Genomic DNA, 16,638 nt, shown 5'->3' on the forward strand with positions numbered 1-16,638 from the left:
GTTCCCCCTGGAACACATCTCTACCACCACGCTGATCGTCATTCTGGTCATCATGGTGGTCATCTCCGCTTATTTCTCTGGCTCTGAAACCGGCATGATGACGCTGAACCGCTACCGGTTACGCCATCGCGCCAAGCAGGGTAACCGTGCCGCGCGTCGTGTCGAAAAGCTTCTGCGTAAGCCGGACCGGCTGATTAGCCTGGTGCTTATCGGTAACAACCTGGTCAATATTCTCGCCTCTGCACTGGGCACCATCGTCGGGATGCGTCTATACGGCAACGCAGGCGTGGCGATTGCCACAGGTGTGCTCACGTTTGTGGTGCTGGTGTTTGCGGAAGTGCTGCCCAAAACCATCGCCGCGCTTTACCCGGAAAAAGTCGCCTACCCGAGCAGCTTCCTGTTAGCACCGCTGCTTATTCTGATGATGCCGCTGGTCTGGCTGCTGAATATGGTGACACGGGTGCTGATGCGCATGGTCGGTATAAAGGCAGACGTCACCATTAGTAGCGCGCTCAGCAAAGACGAACTGCGTACCATCGTGAATGAATCCCGCTCGCAGATCTCCCGCCGCAATCAGGACATGCTCCTGTCGGTGCTGGATCTGGAAAAGGTCAGCGTTGACGACATCATGGTGCCGCGCAATGAAATCGTCGGGATTGATATCAACGACGACTGGAAGGCCATTGTCCGCCAGCTGACACACTCCCCGCACGGGCGTATCGTCCTCTATCGCGATTCCCTCGACGATGCCATCAGCATGCTGCGCGTGCGCGAGGCCTATCGTCTGATGACTGAGAAAAACGAGTTCACCAAAGAGGTGATGCTGCGCGCCGCCGACGAAATTTACTACGTGCCGGAAGGCACCCCACTCAGCACGCAACTGGTGAAGTTCCAGCGAAACAAGAAGAAAGTCGGCCTGGTGGTGGATGAATACGGCGATATACAGGGGCTGGTGACGGTCGAAGATATTCTGGAAGAGATTGTCGGGGACTTTACCACGTCAATGTCGCCTTCCCTTGCGGAAGAAGTCACCCCGCAAAACGACGGGTCAGTGCTTATCGACGGCAGCGCCAACATTCGTGAAATCAATAAAGCGTTCAACTGGCATTTGCCGGAAGACGAAGCGCGGACGATGAACGGTATGATCCTGGAAGCGCTGGAAGAGATCCCGGCGGCAGGCACGCGCGTGCGCATTGAACAGTATGATATTGATATTCTGGACGTTCAGGACAACATGATTAAGCAGGTGAAGGTCCTGCCCGTTAAACCTTTACGCGAAAGTATCGCCGAATAAAATGTAGGCCGGGTAAGGCGAACGCCGCCACCCGGCACTACAGGCAGCACGTTATGCTTTCGCTTTCGCCACGGTCACCATCGCAGCGCGAATAGTACGACCGTTCAGGGTATACCCTTTCTGCATCACGCCCAGCACGTTACCCGCGGCAACGTCTTCGGATTCCACCATCGCAATGGCCTGGTGAACGTTTGGATCCAGCGGTACATCCGTATCGGCAATCACTTCAACACCGAACTTACGCACCACATCCAGCATGGATTTCAGCGTCAGCTCAATGCCTTCAATCATCGCCGCGTTATCCGGGTTAGCTTTATCCGCCACTTCTAGCGCGCGATCCAGGCTGTCGATCACCGGAAGCAGTTCGTTGACGAATTTCTCCAGCGCAAATTTGTGCGCCTTTTCAACGTCCAGCTCGGTACGACGGCGCAGGTTTTCCATTTCCGCTTTGATACGCAGTACGCCATCGCGTTCGCGATTCTGCGCTTCTACCAACTGAGCTTCCAGGTTGGCAATTTTTTCATCGCGCGGGTCCACCTGCTCAGCAGACGTGTCTGGCTCTACTGCCTCAACTTCATCGTGCTGTTCCGTGATAATTTCTTCAGGGGCTTGCCCCTCAGGCGTTTTCTGTTCTTTACTACTCATGAATTTCTCCGCGTTTTTCTGCATTCATCTCGCTAACTTCGCTTATTATGGGGATCAGTTTCCTGGATTCAAGGGAACAAGGCAGATTGTCATCATTCATCAGGCACAAGGACCTCCAGAAAATGAATAATCATTTCAGGTGTATTGGGATCGTCGGCCATCCGCGTCACCCTACCGCATTGACGACACATGAAATGTTGTATCGCTGGCTGTGTGGTAAAGGCTATGAAGTGATGGTCGAGCAGCAGATCGCCCAGGAGTTGCAGCTTAAAAGCGTCAGAACCGGCACGCTGGCGGAAATTGGCCAGCAGGCGGATCTCGCCGTGGTGGTCGGTGGCGACGGCAATATGCTGGGCGCGGCGCGAACGCTGGCTCGCTATGATATTAAGGTTATTGGTATTAACCGTGGCAATCTCGGTTTCCTGACCGACCTCGACCCGGACAATGCGCAGCAGCAGCTGGCGGACGTGCTGGACGGCCACTATATCAGTGAAAAACGGTTTTTACTGGAAGCCCAGGTGTGTCAGCAGGACTGCCAGAAGCGCATCAGCACCGCCATTAACGAGGTGGTTCTCCATCCCGGTAAAGTGGCGCACATGATCGAGTTCGAAGTCTATATCGACGAAATCTTCGCTTTCTCGCAGCGTTCTGACGGGCTGATTATTTCAACCCCGACGGGGTCAACTGCCTACTCGCTTTCAGCCGGAGGCCCAATCCTGACGCCATCGCTGGATGCCATTACCCTGGTGCCGATGTTCCCGCATACGCTCTCGGCGCGTCCGCTGGTGATCAACGGCGACAGCACCATCCGCCTGCGTTTTTCCCATCGCCGTAACGACCTGGAGATCAGCTGCGACAGTCAGATTGCGCTCCCCATTCAGGAAGGTGAAGATGTCCTCATTCGCCGCTGCGATTACCATCTGAACCTGATTCACCCGAAAGATTACAGCTATTTCAACACATTAAGCTCCAAGCTCGGCTGGTCAAAAAAATTGTTCTGATTTTGCATCCAGCACTTTACTGTATATAAAACCAGTTTATACTGTATACAAACACAGTTATGGTTTTTCATACAGGAAAACAATTATGCTGGCACAACTGACCATCAGCAACTTTGCCATTGTTCGTGAGCTTGAGATCGACTTCCATAGCGGAATGACGGCGATTACCGGAGAAACCGGTGCAGGTAAATCCATTGCCATTGATGCCCTCGGCTTGTGCCTCGGCGGTCGTGCTGAGGGGGATATGGTGCGCACAGGCGCCGCCCGTGCCGATCTCTGCGCCCGCTTCTCGTTGAAAGACACACCTGCCGCCCTGCGCTGGCTGGAAGCGAACCAGCTCGAAGACGGACGTGAGTGTTTACTTCGCCGCGTCATCAGCAGCGATGGCCGCTCCCGCGGTTTTATCAATGGTACAGCGGTTCCCCTTTCCCAGCTTCGCGAGCTGGGCCAGCTGCTCATCCAGATCCATGGTCAGCATGCGCACCAGCAGTTAATCAAACCCGAACAGCAGAAAGCCCTGCTTGATGGCTACGCAGGTGAGTACGCGCTTACTCAACTCATGGCGGAGCACTATCGTCAGTGGCATCAAAGCTGCCGCGAACTTGCGCAGCATCAGCAGCAAAGCCAGGAGCGTACCGCGCGCGCCGAGCTGCTGGAATATCAGCTGAAAGAGCTGAACGAATTTAACCCGCAGGCGGGTGAATTTGAGCAAATCGACGAAGAGTACAAGCGTCTGGCCAACAGCGGTCAGCTGCTTTCCACCAGCCAGACTGCCCTTAACATGCTGGCGGATGGCGAAGACGTGAATTTGCAGAGCCAGCTGTATAACGTGCGTCAGCTTGTGACCGAACTGACCGGCATGGACAATAAGCTTTCTGGCGTACTGGAAATGCTGGAAGAGGCCGCGATTCAGATTTCAGAAGCCGGGGATGAGCTGCGCCACTATTGTGAACGTCTGGATCTCGACCCGAACCGTCTGTTCGAACTTGAGCAACGCATCTCCCGTCAGATTTCACTGGCGCGTAAGCATCACGTAACCCCGGAAGAGCTGCCGAATTACTATCAGTCTCTGCTGGAGGAACAGCAGCAGCTGGACGATCAGGCCGATTCCCTTGAAACCTTGTCTCTGGCGGTCAATCTGCATCATCAGCAGGCGCTGGAAACGGCGAAACGGCTGCATGACGTGCGGCAACACTATGCGCTGGAGCTTAGCCAGCACATTACCGACAGCATGCATACGCTGGCGATGCCGCATGGGGTGTTCACCATAGATGTTCGCTTTGAAGAGAATCACCTGACGGCGGAAGGCGCAGACCGCGTAGAATTCCGCGTCACCACCAACCCGGGCCAGCCTTTGCAGGCGATTTCGAAAGTGGCTTCCGGCGGTGAACTGTCGCGTATCGCCCTGGCCATTCAGGTGATTACCGCCCGTAAAATGGAAACCCCGGCGTTGATTTTCGATGAAGTGGATGTGGGTATCAGCGGCCCGACCGCGGCCGTTGTCGGCAAACTGCTGCGTCAGTTAGGTGAATCGACGCAGGTCATGTGTGTGACTCACCTGCCGCAGGTCGCCGGTTGTGGTCATCACCACTTTATCGTCAGCAAGGAAACCGATGGCGAAATGACGGAAACGCACATGAAGCCGCTGGATAAACGCTCACGCTTGCAGGAGCTGGCACGCCTGCTCGGCGGCAGTGAAGTCACCCGCAATACGCTTGCGAATGCGAAAGAACTGCTGGCGGCATAAACTTTTTCGGGATCTCAGGGTCATACAGAACAACAAAAACGCCGCCAGACCGGTTTCAAAGTGGGGCAAGGTCTATTATCATCGGCATATTACATATGAGCCGCGTACTGCTCGGGCCCGAAAAGGAATCAAATCACTATGCGCTGTAAAACGCTGACCGCTGCCGCAGCGGTTCTTCTGATGTTGACCGCAGGCTGTTCCACTCTGGAGAAAGTGGTTTACCGTCCTGACATCAACCAGGGGAACTACCTTACCCCTAACGATGTGTCCAAAATCCGCGTGGGTATGACACAACAGCAGGTCGCTTATGCCCTGGGAACCCCGATGATGTCCGATCCGTTCGGCACAAACACCTGGTTCTATGTATTCCGCCAGCAGCCTGGTCATGAAGATGTGACCCAGCAAACCCTGACGCTGACCTTCAGCAGTGCCGGCGTGCTGACCAACATCGACAACAAGCCTGCCCTGACCAAATAATCAGGCGTCAGCAACGCAAAAAGGTGCTCAATGAGCACCTTTTTTGTATCTGAATTCTTACGCAGAATCGTAGCCCCGGTAAGCGAAGCGCCACCGGGGGAGAAAGCGCTACTTACCCGATTTCTCCGCTCGCTGACGGCGCAGCTCTTTCGGATCAGCAATCAGCGGGCGATAAATCTCAACCCGATCGCCATCCTTCAGCGCATCAGCAAGCTTAACCGGACGGCTATAAATGCCGACTTTATTCTTCGCCAGGTCAATATCACGGCGAAGTTCAAGGATGCCGGAGGCCCGGATAGCCGCCTCAACGGTGGCGCCCTCTTCAAGCATTACGCGCTGCAAATACTGCTTCTCTGGCAGCGCATACACTACCTCAACAGCAATCTTATGCGACACTGTAAACCTCTTTGGCGCGCGTGGTGAACGCCTGAACCATATTCGAGGCCAGCTCTTTAAAGATACGGCCAAACGCCAGTTCGATCAGCTTATTGGTAAATTCAAAATCCAGATGAAACTCAATGCGGCAGGCGTCAGCGCTCAGCGGCGTAAACTTCCACCCCCCCATCAGTTTTTTAAACGGACCATCCACCAGATGCATCAAAATACTCTGATTGCTCGTCAGGGTATTGCGCGTGGTGAACGTTTTGCTGATCCCCGCTTTGGAGACATCCACGGCCGCAGTCATCTGCGTCGGGCCGGATTCCAGCACCCGGCTACCGGTGCATCCCGGAATAAATTCCGGATACGACTGAACGTCGTTCACTAACTGATACATTTGTTCCGCGCTGTAGGGAACAAGCGCGGTACGGCTAATCTGAGGCATAGCATTTTCCATAGTCACACAACAGACAAATAATAACATTTATCACCTGTTAAAAAAACGCTAAGCCTTATCTCGTGCTAAGATAGCGCGTTAGACCTCACAGGACGCAATGAGGTGACTTTTTAAAATCAGATTACCGACGGCTTTACGACACTTATGACGAAGAAAAAAGCACATAAACCTGGTTCGGCGACCATTGCGCTTAACAAGCGTGCTCGCCACGAGTATTTCATCGAAGAAGAATTCGAGGCCGGCCTTGCGTTGCAGGGCTGGGAAGTAAAATCGCTGCGTGCCGGGAAAGCCAATATCGGCGACAGCTACGTGATCCTGAAAGACGGTGAGGCCTTCCTGTTCGGCGCGAACTTTACGCCGCTGACCGTCGCCTCTTCACATTACGTCTGCGATCCTACCCGCACCCGTAAGCTGCTGCTGAACAAGCGCGAACTGGAATCCCTCTACGGACGCATCAACCGCGAAGGCTTCACCGTGGTGGCGCTCTCTTTGTACTGGAAAAATGCCTGGTGCAAAGTGAAAATCGGCGTGGCGAAAGGTAAGAAACAGCACGACAAACGTACTGACCTGAAAGCACGCGAGTGGCAGCTCGACAAAGCACGTATCATGAAAAACGCAGGACGTTGATTCTGCGCACTTATTGTACTATTCAATAAGTTAGCGTTTCGGGCTGGTGTCGAGGAAGTAAAATCTGGTATACTGAGTTCAACACTATTGGGGCTGATTCTGGATTCGACGGGATTTGCGAAACCCAAGGTGCATGCCGAGGGGCGGTTTGCCTCGTTAAAAGCCGCAAAAAAATAGTCGCAAACGACGAAAACTACGCTTTAGCAGCTTAATAACCTGCTAAGAGCCCTCTCTCCCTAGCTTCCGCTCTTAAGACGGGGATCAAAGAGAGGTCAAACCCAAAAGAGATCGCGTGGAAACCCTGCCTGGGGTTGAAGCGTTAAAACTAATCAGGCTAGTTCGTCAGTGGCGTGTTTGTCCGCAGCTGGCGTGCGAATGTAAAGACAAACTAAGCATGTAGTACCGAGGATGTAGAAATTTCGGACGCGGGTTCAACTCCCGCCAGCTCCACCAAATATTGATGTACTGAAGTTCAGTAAAGTCTACTAAGCCCGCACAGCACAAGCTCTGCGGGCTTTTTTACGTCTATTGTAGTCTAGTGAGAATTGCTGAGAACTTCGAGTTATGGCACCCTGAATGGGACCCACGAAAAAGGGTCCTAAAATTGAGGGTCCCAAACATGGCCAAAATCGCTAAGAAACTCACTGACACTGAAATCAAAAGCACCAAACCTGCCGAGAAAGAGGTTAACCTTTTTGACGGCGATGGTTTGCTGTTGCGAATCGCTCCCTTGGCGAAGGGAGGGAAGAAAAATTGGTATTTCAGATATGCAGTGCCTGTGACCAAAAAGCGAACTAAGGTGAGCTTAGGAACCTATCCTCACCTTACACTTGCGAAGGCACGAGCTTTACGTGATGAATACTTGTCGTTGCTTGCAAATGGTATAGACCCCCAAGTTCATAACACCCAAAAAACCAATGCACTGAAAGATGCCACGGAACATACATTTCAAGCAGTAGCCAAGAAGTGGCTTGATGAGAAAGTCAAAACGTCAGGCATCTCCCAAGATCATGCTAACGACATCTGGCGAAGCCTAGAGAGAAATATCTTTCCCACATTGGGTGATACCCCCATTAAGGAGATTCGCCCTAAAATGCTTAAACAGCATTTAGAACCTATAGAAAAACGAGGTGTCCTTGAAACACTTCGCCGCATCATATCCCGCCTGAATGAAATTTTCCGCTATGCAGCAACAGAAGAACTCATAGAATTCAACCCGGCAGACAATCTGGGGCAACGGTTCAGCAAGCCAAAAAAACAGAATATGCCAGCATTACCCCCTTCCGAACTCCCTCGCTTCCTGGTTGCTCTAAACAATGCTTCTATCCGTTTGGAAACAAGGCTACTGATTGAGTGGCAACTTCTCACATGGGTTCGCCCAGGTGAAGCTGTTCGCACAAGATGGTCAGATATTGATATTGATACTGGCATGTGGAACATCCCGGCGGAGTTTATGAAAATGAAGAAGCCTCACAAAGTTCCACTGAGCAAAGAAGCTTTGCGAGTTTTGGATTTAATGAAAGCCATCAGTGGGCATAGAGAGTGGGTTTTCCCCAGTATCAAAGCTCCACTCAATCACATGCATGAACAAACAGCTAATGCGGCCATAATCCGTATGGGTTTCGGAGGTGAGCTTGTAGCTCACGGTATGCGATCAATCGCCAGAACGGCTGCGGAGGAGTCTGGCAAATTTAGGACTGATGTCTTAGAAGCCGCCCTTGCCCACTCGAAGAAAGATGAAATAATTGCAGCCTACAATCGTGCAGAGTATCTCACAGAACGGGTGGTTCTCATGCAGTGGTGGAGTGACTTTGTTTCGTCTCAAAAATACAAAATTATTGCCGCATAACTCTTCCATGATGGGTTAACTATCTTGATTTAGTTAAAGAATTAATAATCATACTATTAACCTATGTGGACTAAGCATAGCCATTTACGAATCGATACCTTGAGGCCACATAACGAAAGCTGTCGGTCATATCAGCTAAATAATTCACATCTCTTCTCGATTATCATACACCTTGAAGATTTACTAAATTCGCTCTAATCAATGATAAAACAGTTGAATTTGGTTAAAAATTGATCAATTTTATCCTCTACATTGTATTGAATCATCCATGAGGTTTCGTGCATGGCTAGCGAAAATGATAAAAATCATAAAGTTAGGGTCGCACAGTACTTGAGGATGTCTACCGACCATCAGCAATATTCTTTACATAATCAGTCCGAATATATCAAAGATTATGCTGAAAAGAACAATATGGAAATCGCTTATACCTACGATGATGCAGGTAAGAGCGGAGTCAGTATCATAGGCCGGCATTCTTTGCAGCAGTTACTTAGTGATGTAGAACAAAAGAAAATAGATATACAGGCTGTATTATTTTATGATGTGAGCCGTTTTGGTCGTTTTCAAAATAGTGATGAAGCTGCATATTATTCCTTTCTATTTGAGAGAAACGGTGTAGATCTTATATACTGTTCTGAACCTATTCCCACTAAAGATTTCCCTTTAGAGTCTTCTGTTATACTGAATATAAAAAGATCTAGTGCCGCATATCACAGCAGGAATTTATCAGAAAAGGTATTTATAGGCCAAGTAAATTTAATAAAGCTTGGTTATCATCAAGGCGGAATGGCTGGTTATGGGCTGAGACGTCTTTTAGTAGATGAAAATGGCATAGCTAAAGAAATATTGGGCTTTCGCAAAAGAAAGAGTATTCAAACAGATAGGGTGATATTAATTCCGGGACCAAAAAATGAGATAAAAATTGTAAATAGCATCTATGATCTCTTTATAGATGATAACATGCCAGAATTCATTATTGCTGAGAGACTAAATGAACAGAATATACCTGCAGAAAATGGAACATTATGGACTCGTGCAAAAATACATCAAATCTTGACAAATGAAAAATATATTGGAAATAACATATATAACAAAACCTCATCTAAACTAAAAAGTAGGCTTGTAAAAAACCCCAAAAATGAATGGGTTAGATGCGACAAGGCATATAAACCCATTATTTCAAAGAAAAAATATAATAAAGCTCAAGAAATAATTCAGCTCCGATCCGTACATTTGACTAATGAAGAGCTTTTAGAAAAGCTAAAACAAAAATTAGAATCTAATGGAAAACTATCTGGCTTTATCATTGATGAAGATGATACAGGCCCTTCATCTTCTGTTTACAGAACCCGATTTGGTGGTCTTTTAAGAGCATATACGTTGATTGGTTATAAGCCAGAACATGATTACAGCTATATCCAAATAAATGAAGCACTAAGATCATTTTACTCAGGCATAATTGAGGATTTTAAGGGAGAAATTTTAAAAAGCAACTGCCATATAGACGAATATAAATATGCACCAATGCTTTACATCAATGATGAGCTTTTAATTTCCGTCCTTATTACTAAATGCACACATATGAAATCGGGTAAACTTAGATGGAAAGTCCGGTTTGATAACTCACAGAAAGCAGACATAACAATTGTTATACGAATGGATTCACAAAATATTTCACCACTTGATTTTTATATCATACCAAAGATTGAAAACGAATATAGTAAAATGTGTATGACGGAAACAAACAACATTCGATTAGATCTGTATAGATTTGATAATCTGGATAAACTTCTACAAATTATTACTCGCATGAAAGTGAGGGAACTATATGCTGCCTGAATCAAATGAATTCCCAATAATCCAAATTGAAATTGCCAAAATAAAATTTCTTAACCCGCGAACTAGAAATAAGGTAGTGCATGAAGAAATTAAGGAAAGTATAAAAAAAAGAGGATTAAGCAAGCCTATAAGCGTAAGAGCGATTGATGAAGACGACTTCAAATATGCTTTAATTTGTGGCCAAGGGAGAATAGAGGCTCTCGTTGCATTAGGTGAGACCATTATTCCTGCAATTATAAGAGATGTATCAGAAGAAGATGCTTATGTTATGAGTTTGGTTGAAAACATTGCAAGGAGGAGACCACGTTCCAATGAGTTATTACAGATAATAAAAGATATGAAAAACAGAGGACTTTCAGACTCCGAAATAAGTGAGATTACTGGGTATTCATCGAACTGGGTGAGCAGTATAAATATGCTTCTTGATAAGGGAGAGCATAAACTTCTCTCTGCAGTCGAACGGGGGAATTTGCCTCTGTATCTCGCAGTGCAATTTGCAAGATGTGAAACTGAAGAAGCACAAGATATTCTTACCGAAGCATATGATAAAAAATTAATAAAAAGCCGAGACATTATAAAGATAAAACACATTCTAAATCAGCGAACAATTGGGAATAAAGGTGCAAAAGCAGCCGGGTTTTATTATCACAAACCATCAAAAAGAATGACTGCTGAGGAGTTAATTGAGCTTTATGAAAATAGTATCGCTGAACATAAATCTGTTTATAACAACTCTAAATTTATTAAAACTAATTTGCTGATAGTAAATGAGATTTTTAACATCATAATGATGAATAAAAGCTTTCAAAATATACTTGAACAAGAGAATCTATCAGAACTGCCATCTCAGATCCTCAATCCAATAAACAAAGAGGCATCAAAATGATTCAGATACGTTTTGGCGACAATTTTATTTATTTAGAAACTAACAAGTTAATTCCCTCTAAGGAATTGTTAGAAAATGTAAAGCTAAGTCATAAATATCATCAAATAGTTACCTCAATTGAAAGCTTAGGTATTATTGAACCCATAATAGTGTTCTATGACAAAGATAAAGATGCCATTAAGATACTCGATGGCCATTTGAGGGTTGAGGCTTTAAAAGATTTAGGCATAGAAAAAGCTCCATGTATACTTTCGAGCATAGATGATGCGTTCACTCCTAACAAACAAGTCAATCATATAAATGTAGTTGAAGAACATAGAATGATAATCAAGTCCTTGGCAAAAGTTTCAATTGAAAAACTTAGTGCTGCTTTGGGCATATCTATTGATGCTATAAAAGATAAAGCTAATGTGATGAACGGTATAGATCCAAGTGTGATTGCGAAACTTTCTGATAAACCTATACCTAAGGCTACATTTGATGTTTTGAGGAAAATGAAACCAATTCGTCAAATTGAAGCAGTCGGTACAATGATTAATTTTGATAATTATAGTAAAAAATTTGCAATGAGCATCTTGGATGCAACACCGGCATCGATGATAATAAATAAAGGGAAAAACACTCCCTATAAAAAGGACATAAAAAAAACCATACTTCGTTTGGAACAGGAAATGGCAACAACTTCGGAAGAAACAAAAAAGCTTCAAACCGAGTATGGTTCAGATATGTTGAAATTCGTTATAATCCAGTCATATATTATTAAATTACTTGGTAACTCTAAAGTTCTTCATTGGTTCTTGGAAAACGAGGTTGATTATCTTAATGAGTTAAAAAGAATTTCGAAAATAAATTCTTTAGATGATAAGACTCTTGCTGAAAACAGCCAGTCATAGTTATGGTTATGGTTATGGTTATGGTTTTATATAGCCGAAGTATACTTACACAATCACAAAGGTTTCTCTTAGATATTAGCATAAGTAGGCAGTATAAGCCGTAATCATTCGAACGGGTTAAGGAGGTGAACTTATGGTTAACAAAATGAGATCTATTGCGTGAACGGCCACAGAGGAATCTTGTAAGTTCAGGACAGATGTCTTAGAAGCGGCCCTTGCCCACTAGAAGAAAGATGAAATAATTGCAGCCTACAATCGTGCCGAATATCTCGCAGAACGAATGGTTCTCATGCAGTGGTGGAGTGATTATGTCATTGCTCAAAAATTTAAAGCTATTGCGGCATAACAACTCTATAAGGGGTTAAATTTTCCAGCCCCTTATTCCCTCCCAAGACATAACTTTCTATTTTTATTTCACTTGCTTCTGAACCAAGATACATAGGCAGTAACGAACAAAAGCGATTTTCTGTATGAACTGGCAAACAATACAAGAAATGCGAGATCAAAGCTGTGGGGTTGTCTGATATGGATATCCCCTTTTTGTCTTGTAACCTCTCTCTGATATCATATATAAATGTTTCTTTGCACGCGAAGAAACAACATATAAAAGTCTACGGGCAACATAATTTTGATGCTCTGAGCTACAATCTATAATATCATTCCAATTAGGTATTTTTCCATTTAGTAATCCAGTGCAAATGACCACTTCATACTCATCACCTTTTGTCGAATGACAAGTTGTGATTTTAACACCGCTTCTAAAATTGAAAAACAAATGTAATTCATTTGCTTTATAAGCCATATTATACTTTAACATTCTTTTCAATGTGGCATTAATCAAAAGTTCCATTTCTTGATAATAGTAGCTATCATTACTTATGCTCAAATTAATAGAATGGCAAAATCTCGTTATAACCTCTCTCAACCAAACATCAATTTCACAATTATAATCCACAGATAATGATATTTTATTAATAATCTTCAATATTTTTTTAGGAGACAACGATTCAGTATAGGGTGCAGCAACATTTAACTCTTGAAGGAAATCCCGCAATAGCTTCTGTCTAGTATTAAAATTAGAGGGGACTCTCCTAATTAAAAATAGTTTAACTAAAGCAAGCCAAAGATTCTCATTGTTTTTAGGTATAGGAGAGATCATGACTCCATCAATTTCTATATCCGGATTAAGAGTAACAATATCATTTGAAAGTTTTATCACATCAAACCAACCAGGACACAGAATAGCAATTTCATTTGGAAGCATTCCCTGAGCCAAATGAGTTCTAATAATACCTGATACATAAATCGGCAGTTGAGTAACATCTACCTCGCTTTCTTTAAAAATTACTGAGTTGAAATCCTTATTATCTGAAAGTGAATTAATCTCATAATCTTCGTCTTTGTATTTACTATAAAAATCAACAATAGATTGGCTACTACGGAAACACCCCGTTAATTTCATCTCGGTTAGATTATCAAGTTGGAAACAATCAATTAATTCATCTCTATTCTTTACGACAGCCCCCAAACCAGTGTATATAGCTTGCTCTTTATCCCCAATAAAAGTAATCATTGTATTTTTCTTTAATACAATTTGTCTGAGTATCTCATATTGTATAAGAGATGTATCTTGATACTCATCGACTAAAATACACCTTAAAAGTAAAGACAATCTTTCACAAAGTGCATTGTATTTTGTCAACACTCGACAAGTCAGATTTAATATCAAATCAAAATCGATTAATTTTTTCTCATACAAATGATTATGATATTCTTTTACAATCAAATATTCTTTGGTCCCACGGGAATAAAATTGACCAAGGTTAAAATCTAAATTAGTAAAAATTTTATCATTTGCAGATAGGCCATGTTTTTCTTTTAATTCATTTATGAGAAATTCCTTTTCATGTTCATCAATTACACTAAATCCTCGGCAAAGTCTTGGTATCTTATCTACATTAGGTTTTATAATCCAATTCAAACAAAAACTGTGTATTGTTCCAATCCATAACGATTCACTACTTATGCCGAATGACATAATCCGTTCAAGAATCGTATCGGCTGCTATATTTGTATATGTAAGAGCAATTATCTTCTTTTTTCCTATACAAAATAGTTCTTTATTTTCTAAAATGAAACAAAGTTTAGAAACCAATGTTTTTGTTTTACCCGACCCTGGACATGCCGTTAATAATAAATTCCCGTTGAATTTAACGGCATCCATTTGCTCAGAAGTTAAATTTCTATATGGCATAAACTATAACTCCAACAATCTTACAAAACTGTCATTGAAGTGTTTCTTATATTCTATCATTTTACTAGAAAAATCTTTTTCGGCATTTATACAGTCAAATGCTTTAACCCCCATTAAAGACATATTGTAGTCAAGCATTTTTTGATATATATGCTCGACATTTCTATCCCGAAGAACAAATTGAATGGCCTGTAAAATATAATCAGGAACACGATTATTAACACTAAGATGTTCTACCATTTCAGTAGCCAACCATCCCTTCCCTATTTTCTTTGCAAACTTTAATACTCTTTTATATCGAACTCTGAGATCAGATGATTTTACATCTGATTCAGCCTTTTTAAAATACGCTTCTTTTTTATACTCTGTTTTCATAACCTCTAAAAACAAGTTATTGTTTTCATCGTAGCGAACAAGCTCAGTTTCGAAAGTATTTTCTGCGTAATAAACCGTAATAAACTCATTACCTTCAATATATTTATCTAACTCTTCTTTTCTTCGTAACCCATCATCTTCGGCATCTACCAGAGATTCGACAAAATCCGCATTAAAAATATCATCAGCTACTTTTACATAGGCCGAATCAAGATCCGTGAGAATTGCACATTTTCTTTTCAGCCGTTTTTCATGGAAAAGGTTAGAAATATGTTTAAAAACAGTGCCATCTACTTTTATAAGACTTATGCCCAACTCATCTAAACTAATTCCTAAAGTTTCTTTTACCATTGCTGGTATTAAAATAAGTTCTGCATCGCCTTCTACCAAAATGACACTTTTAGCAAACAAAAGGTCACTACGAATTGCATCAAGATATCGCTCTACGGAAGAAATTTCTTTCGGCGTCAAACCAAACGATGGATGATATACATCAGTGAATCCATTTTGGCGAGATAATATATTCATTGATGATATTTTTGATACAGAGCTAATTTGTGTTGAATGTGTAGAAACAAACACTTGCGTATTTTTAAAATTGAAGTTATCGAAAAGGGTTTTTTGGATATGGTTATGAATATGTGCTTCGGGCTCTTCAATTAACAAGAAGTGAGTAATATGCTCTTCACTATCCCTTATTTCTTCGTATTCATATAACTTTAAAGCAAGATAGATTAAGTTTGCTCCACCAAGACTCAGATCATCAATCTTTCCTGAGCCATTATAATCCAGAGAATCTTCAACCACTAAACCAAGTGATTGAATTAATTCTGTGAAATCCTCTGGAAGCTGTGAGGATACTAATATTTTAGGAGAATAAGTCGAACCTACTGTATTAAGTAATGAAGCAGATATCTTATTACTCAATCGCTCAATTTCAGGTATGGCAGAGATTTTACCATTGATCTCTTTAACATCTTCTACAATATCTTTTCTATCATCAATTTGTTTACTTTTTAAAGTAAGTAATTTATACAATGGATTCGTTTTATAATATTTAAGATCTGCAACTACATTCCTGAGTGCTTTGACATAAGTGCAAGCGACTTCGCTGCCTAAGGCAAAGTAAGGTGGCTTCTTCACACCTAATACAGTAGCATCATCATCATTAGGGTTTGAAAAGGAGTAACTATCAAAATCCCCAACTACTTGTTTATAAATTTCGTCATTATTCAAATCAACCTTTGTTCTAACAAAAGCTACTGCTTCATATGTTTCTTTAGAAATAATATGGTTAGATACAAATTCAGTAAAAGAAGCGGATCTTGCTTCCACATTGTCATCTTCTAATGTTAACTCATACAGCTTTTGTCGAATATGAAATTTAGGTCGATATATAAAAGTATAATTACCTTCCTTTATAGACTTATCATTACCATCATTTACTGTATAGTTGGCAAGGACCTGTTCTTCCTCCGACTCACTTAAATCATCAAAATATAGCGTAATTATGATCCAATGACCAAAGGGTTCGGATAATCCACGGTAGAAGTCCTCATTAGATAGAATCCTAGAATTCATTGGGAGAGAATCATCTAGAATTAATCTCATCGCATTAAATAAATTTGTTTTTCCCGAAGCATTTTCACCGATAATTGTATTCACTGAGCCTTTAACAAAGTAGAAATTTGAGCTTCGAAAGTTTTTATAGTTTCTAATAGCTAATTTATTGATATACATAGTAATCGATTGGGCCCTTAGCATAGTTTTACTACACATTAGATTACTCCATAGCCACCAGAAGCACAAAGCCATCGAGTTCAAAAGTCTAGTTAAGTCAAGTAAAAGCAATGTAGTTTACAAAAATGACTAAAAGAAAAGATATAATACCACATTGAAATTATATTATAAAAACC

14 protein-coding genes, 1 other RNA gene and 1 pseudogene are annotated in these 16,638 nt (G+C 42.9%); 11 read left to right on the plus strand and 5 right to left on the minus strand.

Going from position 1 to position 16,638, the window contains the following annotated elements:
• The first annotated feature begins 7 nt into the window (after positions 1-7).
• Entirely contained in the window at positions 8-1,294 is a 1,287-nt protein-coding gene (locus IMQ56_RS04850) for an HlyC/CorC family transporter (RefSeq protein WP_026094274.1), read from the plus strand.
• A gap of 51 nt (positions 1,295-1,345) precedes the next feature.
• Here IMQ56_RS04850 and grpE read toward each other — a convergent pair whose 3' ends face one another.
• Entirely contained in the window at positions 1,346-1,939 is a 594-nt protein-coding gene (grpE, locus tag IMQ56_RS04855; RefSeq protein WP_003863126.1) for a nucleotide exchange factor GrpE, read from the minus strand.
• A 122-nt stretch (positions 1,940-2,061) separates the two neighbouring features.
• Here grpE and nadK point away from each other — a divergent pair, with 122 nt between their 5' ends.
• The 3 genes from nadK (at position 2,062) to bamE (ending at position 5,164) form a co-directional block, all read left to right on the plus strand.
• Positions 2,062-2,940: an NAD(+) kinase gene (gene nadK, locus IMQ56_RS04860; protein ID WP_045340480.1), complete on the plus strand. Its 879-nt coding sequence runs from the start codon at positions 2,062-2,064 to the stop codon at positions 2,938-2,940.
• 85 nt (positions 2,941-3,025) lie between these two features.
• A complete protein-coding gene (recN, locus tag IMQ56_RS04865; RefSeq protein ID WP_015571579.1) occupies positions 3,026-4,687 on the plus strand; it encodes a DNA repair protein RecN in 1,662 nt (553 codons plus the stop codon).
• Between the two features lie 138 nt (positions 4,688-4,825).
• Positions 4,826-5,164 (plus strand): outer membrane protein assembly factor BamE, encoded by a 339-nt coding sequence (gene bamE, locus IMQ56_RS04870; RefSeq protein ID WP_003863121.1) that lies wholly within the window; start codon positions 4,826-4,828, stop codon positions 5,162-5,164.
• Positions 5,165-5,272: 108 nt separating this feature from the next.
• On the opposite strand, the gene IMQ56_RS04875 is transcribed toward bamE, so the two are convergent.
• Together IMQ56_RS04875 and IMQ56_RS04880 are read right to left on the minus strand one after the other, a co-directional pair.
• The gene (locus IMQ56_RS04875) at positions 5,273-5,560 is read right to left on the minus strand and encodes an RnfH family protein (RefSeq protein ID WP_017383006.1); all 288 of its coding nucleotides are present in this window, start codon (positions 5,558-5,560) and stop codon (positions 5,273-5,275) included.
• Positions 5,550-5,987, minus strand: coding sequence for a type II toxin-antitoxin system RatA family toxin (locus IMQ56_RS04880; RefSeq protein ID WP_003863117.1), 438 nt, complete (start codon positions 5,985-5,987; stop codon positions 5,550-5,552). Before IMQ56_RS04880 ends, IMQ56_RS04875 begins: the two co-directional genes overlap by 11 nt.
• A gap of 156 nt (positions 5,988-6,143) precedes the next feature.
• On the opposite strand from IMQ56_RS04880, the gene smpB reads away from it, so the two are divergent.
• The 7 genes and pseudogenes from smpB to IMQ56_RS04915 all read left to right on the plus strand — a co-directional run.
• The gene (gene smpB / locus IMQ56_RS04885; RefSeq protein ID WP_003863115.1) at positions 6,144-6,626 is read left to right on the plus strand and encodes an SsrA-binding protein SmpB; all 483 of its coding nucleotides are present in this window, start codon (positions 6,144-6,146) and stop codon (positions 6,624-6,626) included.
• A gap of 89 nt (positions 6,627-6,715) precedes the next feature.
• Positions 6,716-7,079: a transfer-messenger RNA gene (ssrA, locus tag IMQ56_RS04890) on the plus strand.
• A gap of 166 nt (positions 7,080-7,245) precedes the next feature.
• Complete coding sequence (locus IMQ56_RS04895; RefSeq protein WP_087450302.1) at positions 7,246-8,475, plus strand: integrase domain-containing protein; 1,230 nt, start codon at positions 7,246-7,248, stop codon at positions 8,473-8,475.
• 282 nt (positions 8,476-8,757) lie between these two features.
• Entirely contained in the window at positions 8,758-10,314 is a 1,557-nt protein-coding gene (locus tag IMQ56_RS04900; protein ID WP_087450301.1) for a recombinase family protein, read from the plus strand.
• Positions 10,304-11,200: a ParB/RepB/Spo0J family partition protein gene (locus tag IMQ56_RS04905; protein ID WP_000936491.1), complete on the plus strand. Its 897-nt coding sequence runs from the start codon at positions 10,304-10,306 to the stop codon at positions 11,198-11,200. Before IMQ56_RS04900 ends, IMQ56_RS04905 begins: the two co-directional genes overlap by 11 nt.
• A complete protein-coding gene (locus tag IMQ56_RS04910; protein WP_032303606.1) occupies positions 11,197-12,093 on the plus strand; it encodes a plasmid partitioning protein RepB C-terminal domain-containing protein in 897 nt (298 codons plus the stop codon). Before IMQ56_RS04905 ends, IMQ56_RS04910 begins: the two co-directional genes overlap by 4 nt.
• Before the next feature lie 97 nt (positions 12,094-12,190).
• Positions 12,191-12,439: pseudogene (locus IMQ56_RS04915) on the plus strand (integrase); the annotation flags it as partial.
• A 156-nt stretch (positions 12,440-12,595) separates the two neighbouring features.
• Here the strand turns inward: IMQ56_RS04915 and IMQ56_RS04920 are convergent.
• Together IMQ56_RS04920 and IMQ56_RS04925 are read right to left on the minus strand one after the other, a co-directional pair.
• Complete coding sequence (locus IMQ56_RS04920) at positions 12,596-14,347, minus strand: ATP-dependent helicase (RefSeq protein WP_230326201.1); 1,752 nt, start codon at positions 14,345-14,347, stop codon at positions 12,596-12,598.
• A gap of 3 nt (positions 14,348-14,350) precedes the next feature.
• The gene (locus tag IMQ56_RS04925; protein ID WP_226852669.1) at positions 14,351-16,501 is read right to left on the minus strand and encodes an AAA family ATPase; all 2,151 of its coding nucleotides are present in this window, start codon (positions 16,499-16,501) and stop codon (positions 14,351-14,353) included.
• Positions 16,502-16,638 lie beyond the last annotated feature (137 nt).

The sequence above is a fragment of the Enterobacter sp. Res13-Sevr-PEC09-46 genome (assembly GCF_015672585.1).
Lineage (GTDB): Bacteria > Pseudomonadota > Gammaproteobacteria > Enterobacterales > Enterobacteriaceae > Enterobacter > Enterobacter hormaechei_C.

What these genes read in the sequence shown, in the direction of transcription:
- IMQ56_RS04905 (WP_000936491.1), top strand. Translation starts at nt 10,304, where the DNA reads ATGCTGCCTGAATCAAATGAATTCCCAATAATCCAAATTGAAATTGCC.
- smpB (WP_003863115.1), top strand. Translation starts at nt 6,144, where the DNA reads ATGACGAAGAAAAAAGCACATAAACCTGGTTCGGCGACCATTGCGCTT.
- IMQ56_RS04925 (WP_226852669.1), bottom strand. Translation starts at nt 16,501, where the DNA reads ATGTGTAGTAAAACTATGCTAAGGGCCCAATCGATTACTATGTATATC.
- IMQ56_RS04880 (WP_003863117.1), bottom strand. Translation starts at nt 5,987, where the DNA reads ATGCCTCAGATTAGCCGTACCGCGCTTGTTCCCTACAGCGCGGAACAA.
- bamE (WP_003863121.1), top strand. Translation starts at nt 4,826, where the DNA reads ATGCGCTGTAAAACGCTGACCGCTGCCGCAGCGGTTCTTCTGATGTTG.
- grpE (WP_003863126.1), bottom strand. Translation starts at nt 1,939, where the DNA reads ATGAGTAGTAAAGAACAGAAAACGCCTGAGGGGCAAGCCCCTGAAGAA.
- IMQ56_RS04895 (WP_087450302.1), top strand. Translation starts at nt 7,246, where the DNA reads ATGGCCAAAATCGCTAAGAAACTCACTGACACTGAAATCAAAAGCACC.
- IMQ56_RS04900 (WP_087450301.1), top strand. Translation starts at nt 8,758, where the DNA reads ATGGCTAGCGAAAATGATAAAAATCATAAAGTTAGGGTCGCACAGTAC.
- IMQ56_RS04910 (WP_032303606.1), top strand. Translation starts at nt 11,197, where the DNA reads ATGATTCAGATACGTTTTGGCGACAATTTTATTTATTTAGAAACTAAC.
- IMQ56_RS04920 (WP_230326201.1), bottom strand. Translation starts at nt 14,347, where the DNA reads ATGCCATATAGAAATTTAACTTCTGAGCAAATGGATGCCGTTAAATTC.
- nadK (WP_045340480.1), top strand. Translation starts at nt 2,062, where the DNA reads ATGAATAATCATTTCAGGTGTATTGGGATCGTCGGCCATCCGCGTCAC.
- recN (WP_015571579.1), top strand. Translation starts at nt 3,026, where the DNA reads ATGCTGGCACAACTGACCATCAGCAACTTTGCCATTGTTCGTGAGCTT.